Genomic DNA, 15,014 nt, shown 5'->3' on the forward strand with positions numbered 1-15,014 from the left:
CTCACTCAGTTGAAACCACTGGTGGAAATAAAATCGACGTCGGTTTTCGGTTCGGCCCGCATCAGTAGACCGATCACCTGCTCCAGCGTGCGTCCTTCGAACAGGATCGCGTGCAGCCCGGCGACCAGCGGCATATAGACGCCGACTTCCTGGGATTTGGCCTTGAGCACCTTGAGGGTGTTGACCCCTTCAGCGACTTCACCGAGGCGCGACACCGCTTCGTCGAGACTCAAACCCTGGCCGAGAGCGAAGCCGACCTGATAGTTGCGGCTCTTCGGCGACGAGCACGTCACGATCAGATCGCCAACACCGGCCAGACCGAGGAAGGTCATCGGGTTCGCGCCCTGATTCACCGCAAACCGGGTCATCTCGGCAAGCGCGCGAGTGATCAGCATGCTCTTGGTGTTCTCGCCCATTTCCAGCGCCACCGCCATGCCGGCGATGATTGCGTAAACGTTCTTCAACGCGCCGCCCAGTTCAACACCGAAACGGTCGGCGCTGGCGTAAACGCGGAAGGTGCGACCGTGCAGCGCGGCTTGCACGGCTTTGCACAATTCTTCGTCTTCGCTGGCGACCACCGTGGCGGTCAGTGCGTGCTCGGCGATTTCCCGCGCCAGGTTCGGTCCGGACAACACGCCGATCCGCGCCTGCGGGGCGATTTCTTCGAGAATCTGGCTCATCAGCTTGAAAGTCTGTGCTTCGATGCCCTTGGTCAGGCTGACCAGCATCTTGCCGCTCAGGCGCTCGGCGTGGGCGGCGAGCACCGTGCGCAATGCGCTGGACGGCAGTGCGACGAAGCACAAATCACAGGCGTCGAGGGTTTCCTGCAGGTCGGTGACAGCGGTCACCCCCGGCAGAATCTTGATGCCTTTGAGGTAACGCGGGTTTTCGCGATTGACCCGGATGGCCTCGGCCTGCTCGGGGTCACGCATCCACTGCCGGACTTGATGGCCGTTCTCGGCCAAAAGATTGGCCACGGCGGTACCAAAACTTCCGCCTCCCAGGACCGCAATCGGGCGCTGTTCAGTCATATGCAATCCGTTAATCCATACCAGTGGCGATGCCGGCATTATACGGGGCGGCCAACGCGCGGCCAGCCCCAGCAACAATTACCGACACTTGTAGGAAGAAGACCAATAAAACCTAGGAAAATGCCTGCAACGTGACTGGAAAAGTCACTGCCCTCGGTTAACATGCGCGCCAATTCTTCGCTATCAAGGTTGTGTCGTGTCTTTTGGTTCTTCGTCCCCGCGTTCGTCCGTCTTACTGGCGCTGCTGTTCAGCCCGCTGGTGCTGGCGGACGACCTGTTCATGGACAACGAAGCACTGCCGCAGGTGCTGACCGCCACGCGCCTGAAACAGACACCGGCGGAAGTGCCCGGGAGCATGACCGTACTCGACAGCGAACTGATCAACGCCAGCGGCGCGCGCGACATCAGCGAACTGCTGCGGCTGGTGCCGGGGATGATGGTCGGCAACATCAGCGGCAATCAGGCGGCGGTCAATTATCACGGCACCAACGCCAGCGAAGCGCGGCGCATGCAGGTGTTGATCGATGGCCGCTCGGTGTACCGCGCCGGTTTGTCCACGGTGGACTGGAGCGATATTCCGGTGGCCATGGAAGACATCGAGCGCATCGAGGTTTTTCGCGGCCCGAACACCGTCAGTTATGGCGCCAACGCGTTGATGGCAGTGGTCAACATCATCACCCGCCACCCGGCGGACAGCCACGGCACACGCCTGAAGTACAGCCGTGGCCAGCGCGGTATCAATGACTTTTATGCCAGCCAGGGCACCGGCTGGAATGGCGGTGACTTGCGCCTGTCGCTGTCCGGCCAGGAGGATGACGGCTTCGACAGCGATCGCACCGGCGCCGATTACCGTGACAGCCGCCGCTTGAACCGTTTCAGTCTTGCGGTCAGCCACACCCTCAGCGATAACCAGAGCCTCGACTGGCAGGTCAACGCCAAGGACGGCACCAACCAGCGGCCCTACACCTACCGCCCGGTGTTCTCCGGGATTACCGCCGCCGGGAACAATTCCGACGTGGTCGCCAAGGATTACGCCGGCTCGGTGCGCTGGAACCTCGACATCAATCCCGAACACAGCCTTTATATACAAGGCTCGGCGCAACACTGGGATCGTCAGCAAACCTGGCGCGCCTGCGATGCCGAGGTATCGTTCAGCCCGGAGTTGACGCAACTGTGGCAGCTCAACCCGAATTACACCGAACGTCTGGCGCGCAATATCACCCGTTTCACCGGCCCCGGCGCTGAGCCCGGCACCCCGCAGGAAATGGCTCTGGCCAATCAGGTGCTTGATCAATGGCGCAACGGTGCCAGCCGGACCTTGTGCGGCGATATTGACCAGAGCGCCCGCGAATCGCGCTACGACCTTGAATTGCAGGACACCCTCAGCCTGTCCGACAGCCTGCGTCTGGTCAGCGGCATGAACTATCGTTACGACCGCGCCGACTCCGAGACCTACTTCAATGGCACGCTGGACGACACCACCTGGCGCGCGTTCGGCCAACTGGAATGGCGTGCCACGGAACACTGGCTGTTGCAGGGCGGCGCGATGTTTGAAAACACGCAACTGACTGGCAGTTCGCTGACGCCGCGATTTGCCGTCAATTACCTGATCAACCCGCGACATGGCCTGCGCGCGGTGTACTCAGAGGCGATCCGCTCGCCGGACATGTTCGAGAACAATGTGAACTGGAGCTATCAGGTCAGCAATTTGCGGCCCTCGGCCTACGGCCAGTCTTCAGCGCGCTACTTCGTCAAGACGCGAGGGCCCGGCGATCTCGATCAGGAGCACATGCGCTCGCGGGAACTGGGCTACAACGGCTATTTCGCCGAACTGGGCCTGGCCCTGGATGTGAAGCTGTTCTACGACGAGATCACCGGGATGATCAGTGAGCCGCTACGTAACAACCAGTACATCGCGAGCAACGCCAACAGCTCACGTTTTCGTGGCACGGAAACCCAGCTCGACTGGCGCGTGAGCCTGGCCGACCGTTTGCGCTTCACCTACGCCTTTGTCGATGCCGAGGCGAGCAATCCGCTGGATCAGCAATTCACCTCGCGTAACAGCGGTTCGGCCGGTTGGCTGCGCGATTGGGGCCACGGCTGGAACAGCGCCCTCTTCTATTACGGCGACAACGCACTCAACGGTTACCGCTTCGAGCGGGTCGACACGCGCATCGCCAAACGCATCGCGCTGGGCAAAGCGCAGCTGCAACTGGCTGGCGTACTGCAACAGCGCCTCGATCATGAGCCGACCACCTTCGTCGACAACAATTACGATGAACGCCGGGTGATGTACTTCAGCGCCGAGCTGGAGTTCTAGGATGCGCTACGGGCCGTCACGGAAGATGCCAACTCTGGGCCACTGGCTGGCCGGGCTCTGTCTGTTTGTGACCGCATGGCTGCACGGCGTTGCGGTGCAGGCTGCCGATATTCTGTTGACCGGTGCCGAGGAAAGCCCCGGCGTGCAAGCGTTCGTGCAGGCACTCAGCGAATTGCGCCCGACCGACAACGTGCGTTTCCAACCGCTGGCCAGTTTGCCCGCACCGGGCAAACTGCCCACCAGTCTGCGCCTGATTCTGCTCGATCTGCCGAGTCTCGACTGGCGTCTGCAAGAGTCCCAAGGCCCGGCGACGCTGGTACTGCGCATCAGTCGTCTGCAGGCTCGCCAGCGTCTCGGCGACACGCAACCGGCACATCTGAGTTTGCTGTGGAGTGATCCGCCGCTGAGCCGCCAGTTACAGTTGATCCGGCGCATTCTGCCCCAGGCCCGGCGGATCGGCGTGCTGTTCGATGAGCACAGCGAATTCCTCCTCAAGGAACTGAATCTCGCCGCCGCGCCGCTGAACCTGCAAATCGTCAGCCAGCGCTGGGACAACACCCACGACAGCCGCCCCCTGCAAACCGTGCTGAAGAACAGCGACGTGCTGCTCGGTCTCGACGACCCCGATCTGTACAACCCGAAAACCGCGAAAAACCTGCTGCTCAGCAGCTACTCACGGCAAGTCGCGCTGGTCGGTCCCAACATTGCTTTCGTCCGCGCCGGCAGCCTGGCCAGTACGTACAGCGATCAGAACGACTGGCTGGCGATGCTCGATCAATTACTCGACCAACCCTCGGCCAGTTGGCCGCGAACGCTCTATCCCGCGCGTTTTAAAGTCTCAAGTAATGCGCAGGTCGCTCGTTCACTCGGTATCGAACCGTTGAATGAAGCGTCTGTCGCCAGCACGCTGGCTGAAGGAGAACACCGCCCATGAGTTTCCGTCGCCGTTGGGACATCAATACCCGCACCCAGCTGATCAGCCTGGGCCCGGCGTTGTTGCTGACCCTTCTGTTGATCAGCTTCTTCACCTTCGTGCGCATTCAGGATTTGCGTCAGGAGCTGAACCACACCGGCCAACTGATCGCCAACCAACTGGCACCCGCCACCGAATACGGGGTGATTTCCGGTAACAACGAAGTGCTGGAAAGCCTGCTCAAAGCCACACTGGCCACGCCCAACGTGCGTTTTCTTGAAGTGCAGGACAGCGCCAACCGGATTCTGGTCTACGTCGAACAACCGGCGGCAGCTCACAGTCGGCCGCATCAGGTCGAAGTGTTTCAGGCACCGGTACGCTTGCAACGCATCGCCCTGCACAACGATTTCTTCCAGGACGGCAAAGTCAGCAATGGCGCGACCAACGAGGACTACCTGGGGCGGGTGATCGTCGGTCTGTCCAACGATGCCTTCAGCCAGCGCCAGCAGGAAATCCTGCTCAAGGCCGGGATTCTCGCGCTGTTCGCCCTGCTGTTTACCTTTGTCCTGGCGCGGCGTCTGGCCGGTAGCCTGTCACAGCCGATTCGCGACATCGGCGACGCGGTCAAGGCCATTCAGGACGGCGACTATAAAACACCACTGCCGATCGTCGATGACACCGAACTGGGCGCACTGTCGCAGCACATCAACAACCTCGCCCAGGCGCTGGAACAGGCCAGCCGTGAGCAGCATCAAGCCATGGCACAACTGATCCAGACCCGCGAGGAAGCGGAAAAGGCGAACAACGCCAAGTCCGACTTTCTGGCGATGATGAGCCATGAACTGCGCACGCCCATGAACGGCGTGCTGGGCATGCTGCAATTGCTGGAAACCACCGAGATGACCGAGGAGCAGGTCGAATACGCCGCCCTCGCCTCGGAGTCCACCGAACACCTGCTGAAAGTCATCAACGATATTCTCGACTTCTCGCGCATCGAACGTTCGGAGCTGGAACTGGAGCACATCCCGTTCAACCTCGCCGAGCTGATCGGCGCCTGCGCGCAATCGTTCCAGCACAGCGCGGTACAGCGAGGGCTGGCGCTGAACCTGCGGATCCCGGACGACATGCGCGGTTTGCAGGTGCAGGGCGATCCGACGCGGATCCGGCAGATTCTGGTCAACCTGGTTGGCAATGCGCTGAAATTCACCGAACAGGGCCGGGTCAGCATCGAGGCGCAGTGGCAGTCGCTGGATCACGAATTGCTGTGGTTCACCTGTTCGGTGCGTGACAGCGGCATCGGTATTTCTTCTGAAAGTCTGGAGTTGATGTTCAACGCCTTCCAGCAGGCCGACAGTTCGATTTCACGGCGTTACGGCGGCACCGGCCTCGGCCTGCCGATCGCCCGTACGCTGGCCGAACGCATGGGCGGCACCTTGCGCGCGCAGAGCGAAGAAGGTCGCGGTTCGGTGTTCACCCTGGAAATTCCGCTGGCACTCTATAAGCAGGCGCTGCCGCCACTGGCTGCGCCGCGTGCACTGAATGGCAAAGAGCATGGTGAAGGGCGCAATGTCTTGCTGGTCGAAGACAATCCGGTGAACCAGACAGTTATTGAAGCGATGCTGCGCAGTCTGGGCTTTACTGTCAGTGTTGCCACCGATGGTGCACAAGCCGTGCGCAGTGCCGAGGGCAGCGACTTTGAGGTGATTCTGATGGATTGCCGTTTGCCGATCATCGATGGCTACGAGGCTACCCGGCAGATCCGGCTGCTGCCCGGACGCAGTGAGGTGCCGATCATCGCGCTGACCGCCAATGCCTTGCAGGGCGACCGTGAAACCTGTCTGTCGGCGGGCATGAACGATTATCTGGCGAAGCCGTTCAAACGTAATGATCTGCAGCAGATTCTGCAGCGCTGGGTGTCGTAGTGTGGGCCTTTCGACCATCTGCGACTGGCGTGAAAAGCGAAAGTGCGGCAGTCTTAGGCACCCGAACGAGCCTCAAAAGAGGCTTGAATAAAAATTTCAGTGCACAAGTGTACATTCATGTCCTTGGTGCTGTGACTTTCACCACAACGCAATAGTCTATGAGTAGGCTGCCGGTTCGAGGCATGAACGCTTTGAACGGTCGGGAAGATTTGCCCCACCTGCCGCATGGGATTATTGAGGAGCTCGCATGACCAAACAAAACGCCTTTACTCGGGATGATCTGCTGCGCTGCAGTCGCGGTGAGCTGTTCGGCCCAGGTAACGCGCAACTGCCCGCCCCGAACATGCTGATGGTCGATCGCATCACCCTGATCAGCGAAGAAGGCGGCAAGTACGGCAAAGGTGAATTGGTCGCCGAGCTGGATATCAACCCTGATCTGTGGTTCTTCGCGTGCCACTTCGAAGGCGATCCGGTGATGCCGGGCTGCCTGGGTCTGGACGCCATGTGGCAACTGGTCGGTTTCTTCCTGGGCTGGCAAGGCCTGCCGGGCCGTGGCCGTGCGCTGGGTTCGGGCGAAGTGAAGTTCTTCGGTCAGGTCCTGCCGACCGCCAAGAAAGTCACCTACAACATTCATATCAAACGCGTCCTCAAGGGCAAGCTGAACCTGGCCATTGCCGATGGTTCGGTGACTGTCGACGGTCGCGAAATCTACACCGCCGAAGGCCTTCGCGTCGGCGTGTTCACCTCCACTGACAACTTCTAAGGGTTATTCGCATGCGCCGCGTCGTTATCACTGGTCTGGGCATTGTTTCGTGCCTGGGCAATGACAAAGAGACCGTCTCCGCTAACCTGCGTGCAAGCCGCCCTGGCATCCGGTTCAACCCGGAATATGCTGAAATGGGTCTGCGTAGCCAGGTTTCCGGCTCCATCGACCTCAACCTTGAAGAGCTGATCGATCGCAAGATCTATCGCTTCGTCGGCCACGCAGCGGCTTACGCCTACCTGGCCATGAAAGACGCCATTGCTGACTCCGGCCTGACCGAAGAGCAAGTGTCCAACCCGCGTACCGGCCTGGTGGCTGGTTCCGGTGGTGCTTCCACGCTGAACCAGATGGAAGCGCTGGACATCCTGCGCGAGAAAGGCGTGAAGCGCGTTGGCCCATACCGCGTAACGCGGACCATGAGCAGCACCGTTTCCGCTTGCCTGGCCACCCCATTCAAGATCAAGGGCCTGAACTACTCCATCGCTTCTGCCTGCGCCACCAGTGCTCACTGCATCGGTACCGCCATGGAACAGATCCAGATGGGCAAGCAGGACATCGTTTTCGCCGGTGGCGGTGAAGAAGAGCACTGGAGCCAGTCGTTCCTGTTCGATGCCATGGGCGCTCTGTCCAGCAAGCGTAACGACACCCCGGAACAAGCTTCCCGTGCCTACGACAAAGACCGTGACGGTTTCGTCATCGCTGGCGGTGGCGGCATGGTCGTGGTTGAAGAGCTGGAACACGCTCTGGCTCGTGGTGCGAAAATCTACGCGGAAATCGTTGGCTACGGCGCGACCTCCGACGGCTACGACATGGTTGCCCCGAGCGGCGAAGGCGCGATCCGCTGCATGCAGATGGCGATGTCCACCGTTGATACGCCGATCGACTACCTGAACACCCACGGCACTTCGACTCCGGTCGGCGACGTCGCGGAAATGAAAGGTGTGCGTGAAGTGTTCGGCGACAAGGCACCTGCAATCAGCTCGACCAAGAGCCTGTCCGGTCACTCCCTGGGCGCCGCTGGCGTTCACGAGGCGATCTACTGCATGCTGATGATGGAAGGCAACTTCATTGCCGGCTCCGCCAACATCGACGAGCTGGACCCTGAAGTGGCCGATCTGCCGGTGCTGACCAAGACCCGCGAGAACGCCACGATCAACACCGTGATGAGCAACAGTTTCGGCTTCGGCGGCACCAACGCCACGCTGGTACTGAAGCGCTGGGAAGGCAAGTAATTCCCCCCGCTTGAGCCACACATAAAAACGCCCCGACTGGTTCGGGGCGTTTTTTTTCGCCTGCAGAAAACCTCATGACCAACACAAATCCCCTGTAGGAGTGAGTCTGCTCGCGATAGCGGTGGATCAGCCAACAGCGTCGGTGACTGACACTCCGCCATCGCGAGCAGGCTCACTCCTACAGCGGCTGCGGTGTTCTGGAGATGAAACTTCTGTCATGAAACTTTGCGCCCTGCGACCGAATGTCGCGGATTACGCGGGCTGCAGCACTGTTGCAAAAAACGCAACAACACCTTGCACAAATCAGCCGTTTACTTAGCAAGCTAACAAATCATATAACAGAGTCCTGCACACGCCTTGCTGCAGATAACTTGAGATTTGGAGCTAGCAGATGACTGTAAAAGTAACTGAACGCGACGATTCACACATGTCCCACGAAGGCGTAGCCGCCGGTATCCGCATCTGGGATGTGCATCAACAAGACTTGCTGGTCGGCATGTTCCACAACGAGATCGATGCCCACAACTACAAGGCCGAACTGGAAGTGCAAGAACAGCAGCGGGATCTGAAATCCGCCTGATTCAACCACAGCATTGAAAACGACAAACCCCGCCATGAGCGGGGTTTGTCGTTGTTACAGCTTTATCGATTTACCACATCAGATCATCTGGGATCTGATACGCCGCGTACGGATCGTCCTCGGTGCTGACCTCTTCAGTCTGCACGTTGAGCTGGACGATGCGCTGTGGATCGCGCTCCTGGATCTTCAGGGCCGCTTCACGCGGGATCACTTCGTAGCCGCCGGCATGGTGCACGATCGCCAGCGAGCCGCTGCTGAGCTTGTTGCGCATCAGCGTGTTGACCGAGATGCGCTTGACCTTCTTGTCGTCGACGAAGTTGTAGTAGTCCTCGGTGGTCAGCTTCGGCAGACGCGAGACTTCGATCAGTTGCTTGACCTGAGCGGCACGCGCCTTGGCTTCGGCTTTCTCTTTCTGCTGACGGTTCAGTTCCTGGTCACGCTTGACCTTCTCGGCCATGGCTTCCTGGGCTGCACGCTGCTGCGAGTCATCCAGCTCGATCTGACCTTTGTGGGCCAGACGCTGCTGCTTCTGCTTGTCCTTGCTGACCTGCTTGGCCTGCTTTTGGTTGACCAATCCTGCTTTGAGCAACTGGTCGCGAAGGGAAATACTCATGGGACTTACTCACTTGGGCAGTTGCTCAGCCGCAGCCGGGCACATTCTTTTCCTGACGTTTGGCTTCACCCCACAGGGCGTCCAACTCTTCGAGGGTGCAATCTTCTATGGGACGGTGGGTGTCGCGCAATGCCTGTTCGATAAATCGGAAACGTCTTTCAAACTTGCCGTTGGCACTACGCAGCGCGGTTTCCGGGTCGACCTTCAGATGCCGAGCCAGATTGACCACGGAAAACAGCAGGTCACCGATCTCGTCGGCCACGGCGACGGGATCATTTTCCGACATGGCTTCGAGGACTTCGTCGAGTTCTTCGCGCACCTTGTCGAGCACGGGCAAGGCGTCTGGCCAGTCAAAACCGACCTGCCCTGCGCGTTTCTGCAACTTGGCCGAACGCGACAAGGCCGGCAGCGTTGCCGGCACGTCGTCGAGCAGTGACAGTTGCTCGGGTGCGGCGGACTTCTCGGCGCGTTCTTCGGCCTTGATCTCTTCCCAGCGCTGCTTGACCTGTTCTTCGCTCAGGTGCGGCACGTCTAGCGGTGCATACAAATCGCCCGTTGGAAAGACATGAGGATGACGACGGATCAGCTTGCGGGTGATGCTGTCGATCACCCCGGCAAATTCGAAGCGCCCTTCTTCCTTGGCCAACTGGCTGTAATAGACGACCTGAAACAGCAGATCGCCGAGCTCACCCTGCAGATGATCAAAGTCGCCGCGCTCGATGGCATCGGCCACTTCGTAAGCTTCTTCGAGGGTGTGCGCAACGATGGTCGCGTAGGTTTGCTTGATGTCCCACGGGCAACCGTACTGCGGATCGCGCAGACGGTTCATCAAGTGGAGCAGGTCTTCAAGGCTGTACATCATTTATCTCTCACCACAAAACCTGTAGGAGTGAGCCTGCTCGCGATAGCGGTGTATCAGTCACCATTAATGCTGACTGACACGGCCTCATCGCGAGCAGGCTCACTCCTACATTGGTCATCTTCAAGGCGTACGGTTACGCCGCGTTTCGATGATGTTCGGCAACTGCGAAATCCGCCCGAGCAACCGCCCCAGCGCATCCAGCCCCGGGATCTCGATGGTCAGCGACATCAGCGCGGTGTTGTCCTCTTTGTTCGAGCGGGTATTGACCGCCAGCACGTTGATGCGCTCGTTGAGTAGCACTTGCGAGACGTCACGCAGCAGCCCTGAACGGTCGTAGGCACGGATGACGATGTCCACCGGATAGGTGAGCACCGGCACCGGCCCCCAGCTGACCTGAATGATCCGCTCCGGCTCGCGCCCGCCCAGTTGCAGCACCGAGGCGCAGTCCTGACGGTGAATGCTCACGCCACGGCCCTGGGTGATGTAACCGACGATCGCGTCGCCCGGCAGCGGCTGGCAGCAGCCGGCCATCTGCGTCATCAGGTTGCCGACGCCCTGGATCTGAATGTCGCCGCGCTTGCCCGGTTTGTAACCGGTGGCTTTGCGCGGAATCAGTTCCAGCTGTTCGTTGCCGCGTTCCGGCTCGACCAGTTGCTGCGCAAGGTTGACCAGTTGCGCCAGACGCAGGTCGCCGGCACCGAGTGCGGCGAACATGTCTTCGGCGGTTTTCATGTTGGCCTTGTCGGCCAGCTTGTCGAAATCCACCGCAGGCAGACCGAGTCGGGCCAGTTCGCGCTCGATCAAGGTTTTACCGGCGGCAACGTTCTGGTCGCGCGCCTGCAATTTGAACCAGTGGACGATCTTCGCCCGCGCCCGCGAGGTGGTGACGTAACCGAGGTTGGAGTTCAGCCAGTCGCGGCTCGGCGTGCCGTGCTTGCTGGTGATGATCTCGACCTGCTCACCGGTCTGCAGGCTGTAGTTGAGCGGGACGATGCGCCCGTTGATCTTCGCGCCACGGCAGTTGTGACCGATTTCGGTGTGCACGCGGTAAGCGAAGTCCAGCGGCGTCGCGCCTTTCGGCAAGTCGATGGCGTGACCGTCCGGAGTGAAGATGTAGACCCGATCCGGTTCGATATCGACGCGCAGCTGTTCCGCCAGACCACCGATATCGCCCAGCTCTTCGTGCCACTCGAGGACCTGACGCAGCCAGGAGATTTTCTCTTCGTAGTGGTTCGAGCCGGATTTGACGTCGGTGCCCTTGTAGCGCCAGTGCGCGCAGACGCCGAGTTCGGCTTCTTCGTGCATCGAGTGCGTACGGATCTGCACCTCAAGCACTTTACCCTCAGGGCCGATCACCGCCGTGTGCAGCGAGCGGTAGCCGTTCTCTTTCGGGTTGGCGATGTAGTCGTCGAATTCTTTCGGGATGTGCCGCCACAAGGTGTGGACGATACCCAGCGCGGTGTAGCAGTCGCGCATTTCCGGCACCAGCACACGCACCGCGCGCACGTCGTAGATCTGGCTGAATTCCAGACCCTTGCGCTGCATTTTGCGCCAGATCGAGTAGATGTGTTTGGCGCGGCCGCTGATGTCGGCATCGACGCCGGTGGCCTGCAACTCATCCTTGAGCTGGGTCATCACGTCGGCGATGAAACGCTCGCGATCAAGCCGTCGCTCGTGGAGCAACTTGGCGATCTGTTTGTATTGATCCGGTTCGAGGTAACGGAAGGACAAGTCCTCCAGCTCCCATTTGATGTGACCGATGCCGAGGCGATGCGCGAGCGGCGCATAGATGTCGAAAACTTCGCGGGCGACACGGTTACGCTTTTCATCATCGGCGGTTTTTACCGCACGGATGGCGCAGGTACGTTCGGCGAGTTTGATCAGCGCAACACGGACGTCGTCGACCATCGCCACGAGCATTTTGCGCAGGTTTTCCACCTGCCCTTGCGTGCCCATGACCATCGATTGGCGCGGACTGAGGCTGGCGCTGATGGCCGCCATGCGCTGCACGCCGTCGATCAGTTTGGCCACCACCGGGCCAAAGCGCTGGCCGATGGCCGCGAGCTCAATCTGGCCTTCGCGTACGCCGCGATACAGGACCGCCGCGACCAGCGAATCCTGATCGAGCTTGAGGTCGGCGAGAATCTCGGCGATTTCCAGGCCAGTACTGAAACTGCCGGAGCCTTCGGCCCATAGATTCTTCTTGGCATTGGACTGTTGTTCGGCCTCGCGAGCGAACTCGCAGGCTTCCTTCAAGGCTTCGCGATCCAGTGCCAGATCGACACTGACCGCGTGATCGAGCCAAGCCTCGAGATTGATACTGCCGTCAGTGTTGATCGGCTGGTGTGCTCTCACCTGTACCATCTTGCTTTACCTTCCCTACGACGCAGATTCAATGCGTCAAATCGCTGATCCTTATTGCCCATTTGCGCTCGCGGGGCTAAAGCGAGCGCTGCGCGGACAGATCAGACGGATTCAGACGAGCCATCCTGGCTCGCTTCAAATAACGCCATGGCCTCGACATGTGCCGTCTGAGGAAACATATCGAGAATCCCGGCACGTTTTAACCGGTAGCCCTGCTTGATCAATTCGACCGTGTCGCGCGCCAGAGTTGCAGGGTTGCACGACACATACACCAACCGTTTGGCACCCAGGATCGCCAGCTTGCGAACCACCTCGAAAGCACCGTCACGCGGTGGGTCCAAGAGTACCGCAGAAAAGCCGTTTCCGATCCACTGGGCATCGGTCAAAGGCTGGGATAAATCGGCTTGAAAAAACTTTGTGTTATGCAAATTGTTACTAGCGGCGTTGGCTGAGGCGCGATCGACCATAGTCTGCACACCTTCGACCGCCACCACTTCGCGCACGGCTTTGGCCAACGGCAAAGCGAAGTTGCCCAGGCCGCAGAACAGATCCAGCACGCGCTCCTCGCTACGTGGCTTCAGCCAGTCCAGCGCCTGTGCCACCATCGCTTCGTTGACGCCGGCATTGACCTGAATGAAGTCACCCGGTCGGTACGCCAGATCCAGATCCCATTGCTCCAGGCGATAGCCCAGCGACTGGGTGGCATCGACCGGTTGCGGTTCGCCTTCGCCATGCAGCCACAATTGCGCTTCATGGAATTGGCAGAAGTCCTTGAGAATCGTCAGGTCCGCTTCGGACAACGGCGCCATGTGCCGCAGCAACACCGCCAGCGACGAGCCGCTGAACAGCTCGACATGACCCAGCGCTTGCGGCTTGCTCAACCGACGGAGCATCTCCGGCAAACGGGTCATGATCGGTTGCAAGGGCTGTACCAGCACCGGGCATTCGCTGATCGCGACAATGTCCTGGCTGCCAGCGGCACGGAAACCGACTTCGAGTTTCTTCGCTTTCATGTCCCAGCGCACCGCGATGCGGGCGCGACGGCGATAGCCGAATTCGGGACCGGTCAGCGGCGCTGCCCACTCTTCAGGTTCGACACCGGCAACGCGCGACAATTGCTCGGCGAGCATGCGCTGTTTCAGGGCAAGCTGTTCGCTGTGGGGCAAATGCTGGACGCTGCAACCGCCGCAGCGTCCAGCGTGCTGACACGGTGCCGGGCGACGCAGTTCGCTGGCCTTGAACACGCGTTCGGTGCGCGCCTCGACCACTTTGCCGTGGGCGCCGAGCACCCGCGCTTCAACCTCTTCACCGGCAAGGGCGCCGAGGACGAACCAGGTTTTGCCTTCGAAAAACGCGATACCACGACCGTCATTGGCCAGGCGCTCGATGTTCAAGCGCTGCTTTTTGCCGGTGGGGATTTGCGCGGCCTTGCTGCCGCCGGTGGGCTGGAAGCGCAGGCCTCTCTCGTGCTTGGCCATCAGTTGGGCGCGTCGAAAATGCCGGTCGACAGGTAACGGTCGCCACGGTCACAGATGATCGCGACGATCACCGCGTTTTCAACTTCTTTGGACAGACGCAGCATCGCTGCCACCGCACCGCCCGAGGACACTCCACAGAAGATGCCTTCTTCGCGGGCCAGACGACGGGTGACGTCCTCGGCCTCGCTTTGCGCCATGTCGACGATGCGATCAACACGATCAGCCTGATAGATCTTCGGCAGGTATTCCTGCGGCCAGCGACGGATACCCGGAATGGCCGAGCCTTCCATCGGTTGCAGACCGACGATCTGCACGCTGTCGCTCTGCTCTTTCAAGTAGCGCGACACGCCCATGATGGTGCCGGTGGTGCCCATCGAACTGACGAAATGGGTGATGGTGCCCTGAGTCTGGCGCCAGATTTCCGGGCCGGTAGTGGTGTAGTGCGCTTCAGGATTATCGCCGTTGGCGAACTGATCGAGCACCTTGCCACGGCCTTCGGCTTCCATACGCTGGGCGAGGTCGCGCGCGCCTTCCATGCCTTCTTCCTGGCTGACCAGAATCAGCTCGGCACCGTAAGCAGTCATTGCCGCTTTACGCTCGGCGCTGGAGTTGTCCGGCATGATCAGGATCATCTTGTAACCCTTGATCGCAGCGGCCATGGCCAGCGCGATCCCGGTGTTGCCCGAGGTCGCTTCGATCAGCGTATCGCCGGCATGGATCTGCCCACGCAATTCGGCCCGGGTGATCATCGACAGCGCCGGCCGGTCCTTGACCGAACCCGCCGGGTTATTCCCTTCGAGCTTGAGCAATAGGGTGTTGCTGGTAGCACCGGGCAGGCGCTGCAAACGCACCAGCGGCGTGTTGCCGACGCAATCGGCGATGGTTGGGTACTGCAGGGTCATGGCGTATTCGCAATCCAGACGTGCGGGGGCGCCT

General features: G+C 60.2%; 12 protein-coding genes. 6 read left to right on the forward strand and 6 right to left on the reverse strand.

From position 1 onward, the window contains the following. Nucleotides 1-5: 5 nt before the first annotated feature. Nucleotides 6-1,031 carry an NAD(P)H-dependent glycerol-3-phosphate dehydrogenase gene (locus FGA82_RS27785; RefSeq protein WP_090285290.1) on the reverse strand — a complete coding sequence of 342 codons (1,026 nt, stop codon included), beginning with the start codon at nucleotides 1,029-1,031 and terminating at the stop codon, nucleotides 6-8. 196 nt (nucleotides 1,032-1,227) lie between these two features. Here FGA82_RS27785 and FGA82_RS27790 point away from each other — a divergent pair, with 196 nt between their 5' ends. The 6 genes from FGA82_RS27790 (at nucleotide 1,228) to FGA82_RS27820 (ending at nucleotide 8,761) form a co-directional block, all read left to right on the forward strand. Beyond that, entirely contained in the window at nucleotides 1,228-3,351 is a 2,124-nt protein-coding gene (locus FGA82_RS27790; RefSeq protein WP_141129571.1) for a TonB-dependent receptor plug domain-containing protein, read from the forward strand. A gap of 1 nt (nucleotide 3,352) precedes the next feature. After that, nucleotides 3,353-4,285, forward strand: coding sequence for an ABC transporter substrate-binding protein (locus FGA82_RS27795; RefSeq protein WP_141129572.1), 933 nt, complete (start codon nucleotides 3,353-3,355; stop codon nucleotides 4,283-4,285). Beyond that, the gene (locus FGA82_RS27800) at nucleotides 4,282-6,186 is read left to right on the forward strand and encodes an ATP-binding protein (protein WP_141129573.1); all 1,905 of its coding nucleotides are present in this window, start codon (nucleotides 4,282-4,284) and stop codon (nucleotides 6,184-6,186) included. The genes FGA82_RS27795 and FGA82_RS27800 overlap by 4 nt, the downstream gene beginning before the upstream one ends. Nucleotides 6,187-6,433: 247 nt before the next feature. Continuing rightward, nucleotides 6,434-6,949 (forward strand): 3-hydroxyacyl-[acyl-carrier-protein] dehydratase FabA, encoded by a 516-nt coding sequence (gene fabA / locus FGA82_RS27805; RefSeq protein ID WP_141129574.1) that lies wholly within the window; start codon nucleotides 6,434-6,436, stop codon nucleotides 6,947-6,949. A gap of 11 nt (nucleotides 6,950-6,960) precedes the next feature. Beyond that, nucleotides 6,961-8,181 (forward strand): beta-ketoacyl-ACP synthase I, encoded by a 1,221-nt coding sequence (gene fabB / locus FGA82_RS27810; RefSeq protein WP_008087472.1) that lies wholly within the window; start codon nucleotides 6,961-6,963, stop codon nucleotides 8,179-8,181. A gap of 391 nt (nucleotides 8,182-8,572) precedes the next feature. Beyond that, a complete protein-coding gene (locus tag FGA82_RS27820; protein WP_007917473.1) occupies nucleotides 8,573-8,761 on the forward strand; it encodes a hypothetical protein in 189 nt (62 codons plus the stop codon). A gap of 70 nt (nucleotides 8,762-8,831) precedes the next feature. Here FGA82_RS27820 and FGA82_RS27825 read toward each other — a convergent pair whose 3' ends face one another. The 5 genes from FGA82_RS27825 to cysM all read right to left on the reverse strand — a co-directional run bounded on the left by FGA82_RS27825 (nucleotide 8,832) and on the right by cysM (nucleotide 14,980). Then, nucleotides 8,832-9,374 carry a DUF2058 domain-containing protein gene (locus tag FGA82_RS27825; RefSeq protein WP_016987455.1) on the reverse strand — a complete coding sequence of 181 codons (543 nt, stop codon included), beginning with the start codon at nucleotides 9,372-9,374 and terminating at the stop codon, nucleotides 8,832-8,834. A 25-nt stretch (nucleotides 9,375-9,399) separates the two neighbouring features. After that, nucleotides 9,400-10,233, reverse strand: a complete 834-nt coding sequence (gene mazG, locus FGA82_RS27830; protein ID WP_141129590.1) for a nucleoside triphosphate pyrophosphohydrolase — start codon at nucleotides 10,231-10,233, stop codon at nucleotides 9,400-9,402. Between the two features lie 123 nt (nucleotides 10,234-10,356). Further along, nucleotides 10,357-12,600 (reverse strand): GTP diphosphokinase, encoded by a 2,244-nt coding sequence (relA, locus tag FGA82_RS27835; protein ID WP_141129575.1) that lies wholly within the window; start codon nucleotides 12,598-12,600, stop codon nucleotides 10,357-10,359. Nucleotides 12,601-12,701: 101 nt separating this feature from the next. After that, nucleotides 12,702-14,078, reverse strand: a complete 1,377-nt coding sequence (gene rlmD, locus FGA82_RS27840; RefSeq protein WP_141129576.1) for a 23S rRNA (uracil(1939)-C(5))-methyltransferase RlmD — start codon at nucleotides 14,076-14,078, stop codon at nucleotides 12,702-12,704. Then, on the reverse strand, nucleotides 14,078-14,980 hold the full coding sequence (gene cysM / locus FGA82_RS27845) for a cysteine synthase CysM (protein WP_026000780.1): 903 nt from the start codon (nucleotides 14,978-14,980) through the stop codon (nucleotides 14,078-14,080). Before cysM ends, rlmD begins: the two co-directional genes overlap by 1 nt. Nucleotides 14,981-15,014 lie beyond the last annotated feature (34 nt).

This window comes from Pseudomonas fluorescens, assembly GCF_005938625.1.
Classification (GTDB): domain Bacteria; phylum Pseudomonadota; class Gammaproteobacteria; order Pseudomonadales; family Pseudomonadaceae; genus Aquipseudomonas; species Aquipseudomonas fluorescens_BD.

Excerpts from the sequence above, each read along its gene's own strand:
- relA (WP_141129575.1), bottom strand. The coding sequence starts at position 12,600 with ATGGTACAGGTGAGAGCACACCAGCCGATCAACACTGACGGCAGTATC.
- FGA82_RS27825 (WP_016987455.1), bottom strand. The coding sequence starts at position 9,374 with ATGAGTATTTCCCTTCGCGACCAGTTGCTCAAAGCAGGATTGGTCAAC.
- FGA82_RS27820 (WP_007917473.1), top strand. The coding sequence starts at position 8,573 with ATGACTGTAAAAGTAACTGAACGCGACGATTCACACATGTCCCACGAA.
- fabA (WP_141129574.1), top strand. The coding sequence starts at position 6,434 with ATGACCAAACAAAACGCCTTTACTCGGGATGATCTGCTGCGCTGCAGT.
- fabB (WP_008087472.1), top strand. The coding sequence starts at position 6,961 with ATGCGCCGCGTCGTTATCACTGGTCTGGGCATTGTTTCGTGCCTGGGC.
- FGA82_RS27785 (WP_090285290.1), bottom strand. The coding sequence starts at position 1,031 with ATGACTGAACAGCGCCCGATTGCGGTCCTGGGAGGCGGAAGTTTTGGT.
- FGA82_RS27800 (WP_141129573.1), top strand. The coding sequence starts at position 4,282 with ATGAGTTTCCGTCGCCGTTGGGACATCAATACCCGCACCCAGCTGATC.
- cysM (WP_026000780.1), bottom strand. The coding sequence starts at position 14,980 with ATGACCCTGCAGTACCCAACCATCGCCGATTGCGTCGGCAACACGCCG.
- FGA82_RS27795 (WP_141129572.1), top strand. The coding sequence starts at position 3,353 with ATGCGCTACGGGCCGTCACGGAAGATGCCAACTCTGGGCCACTGGCTG.
- mazG (WP_141129590.1), bottom strand. The coding sequence starts at position 10,233 with ATGTACAGCCTTGAAGACCTGCTCCACTTGATGAACCGTCTGCGCGAT.
- rlmD (WP_141129576.1), bottom strand. The coding sequence starts at position 14,078 with ATGGCCAAGCACGAGAGAGGCCTGCGCTTCCAGCCCACCGGCGGCAGC.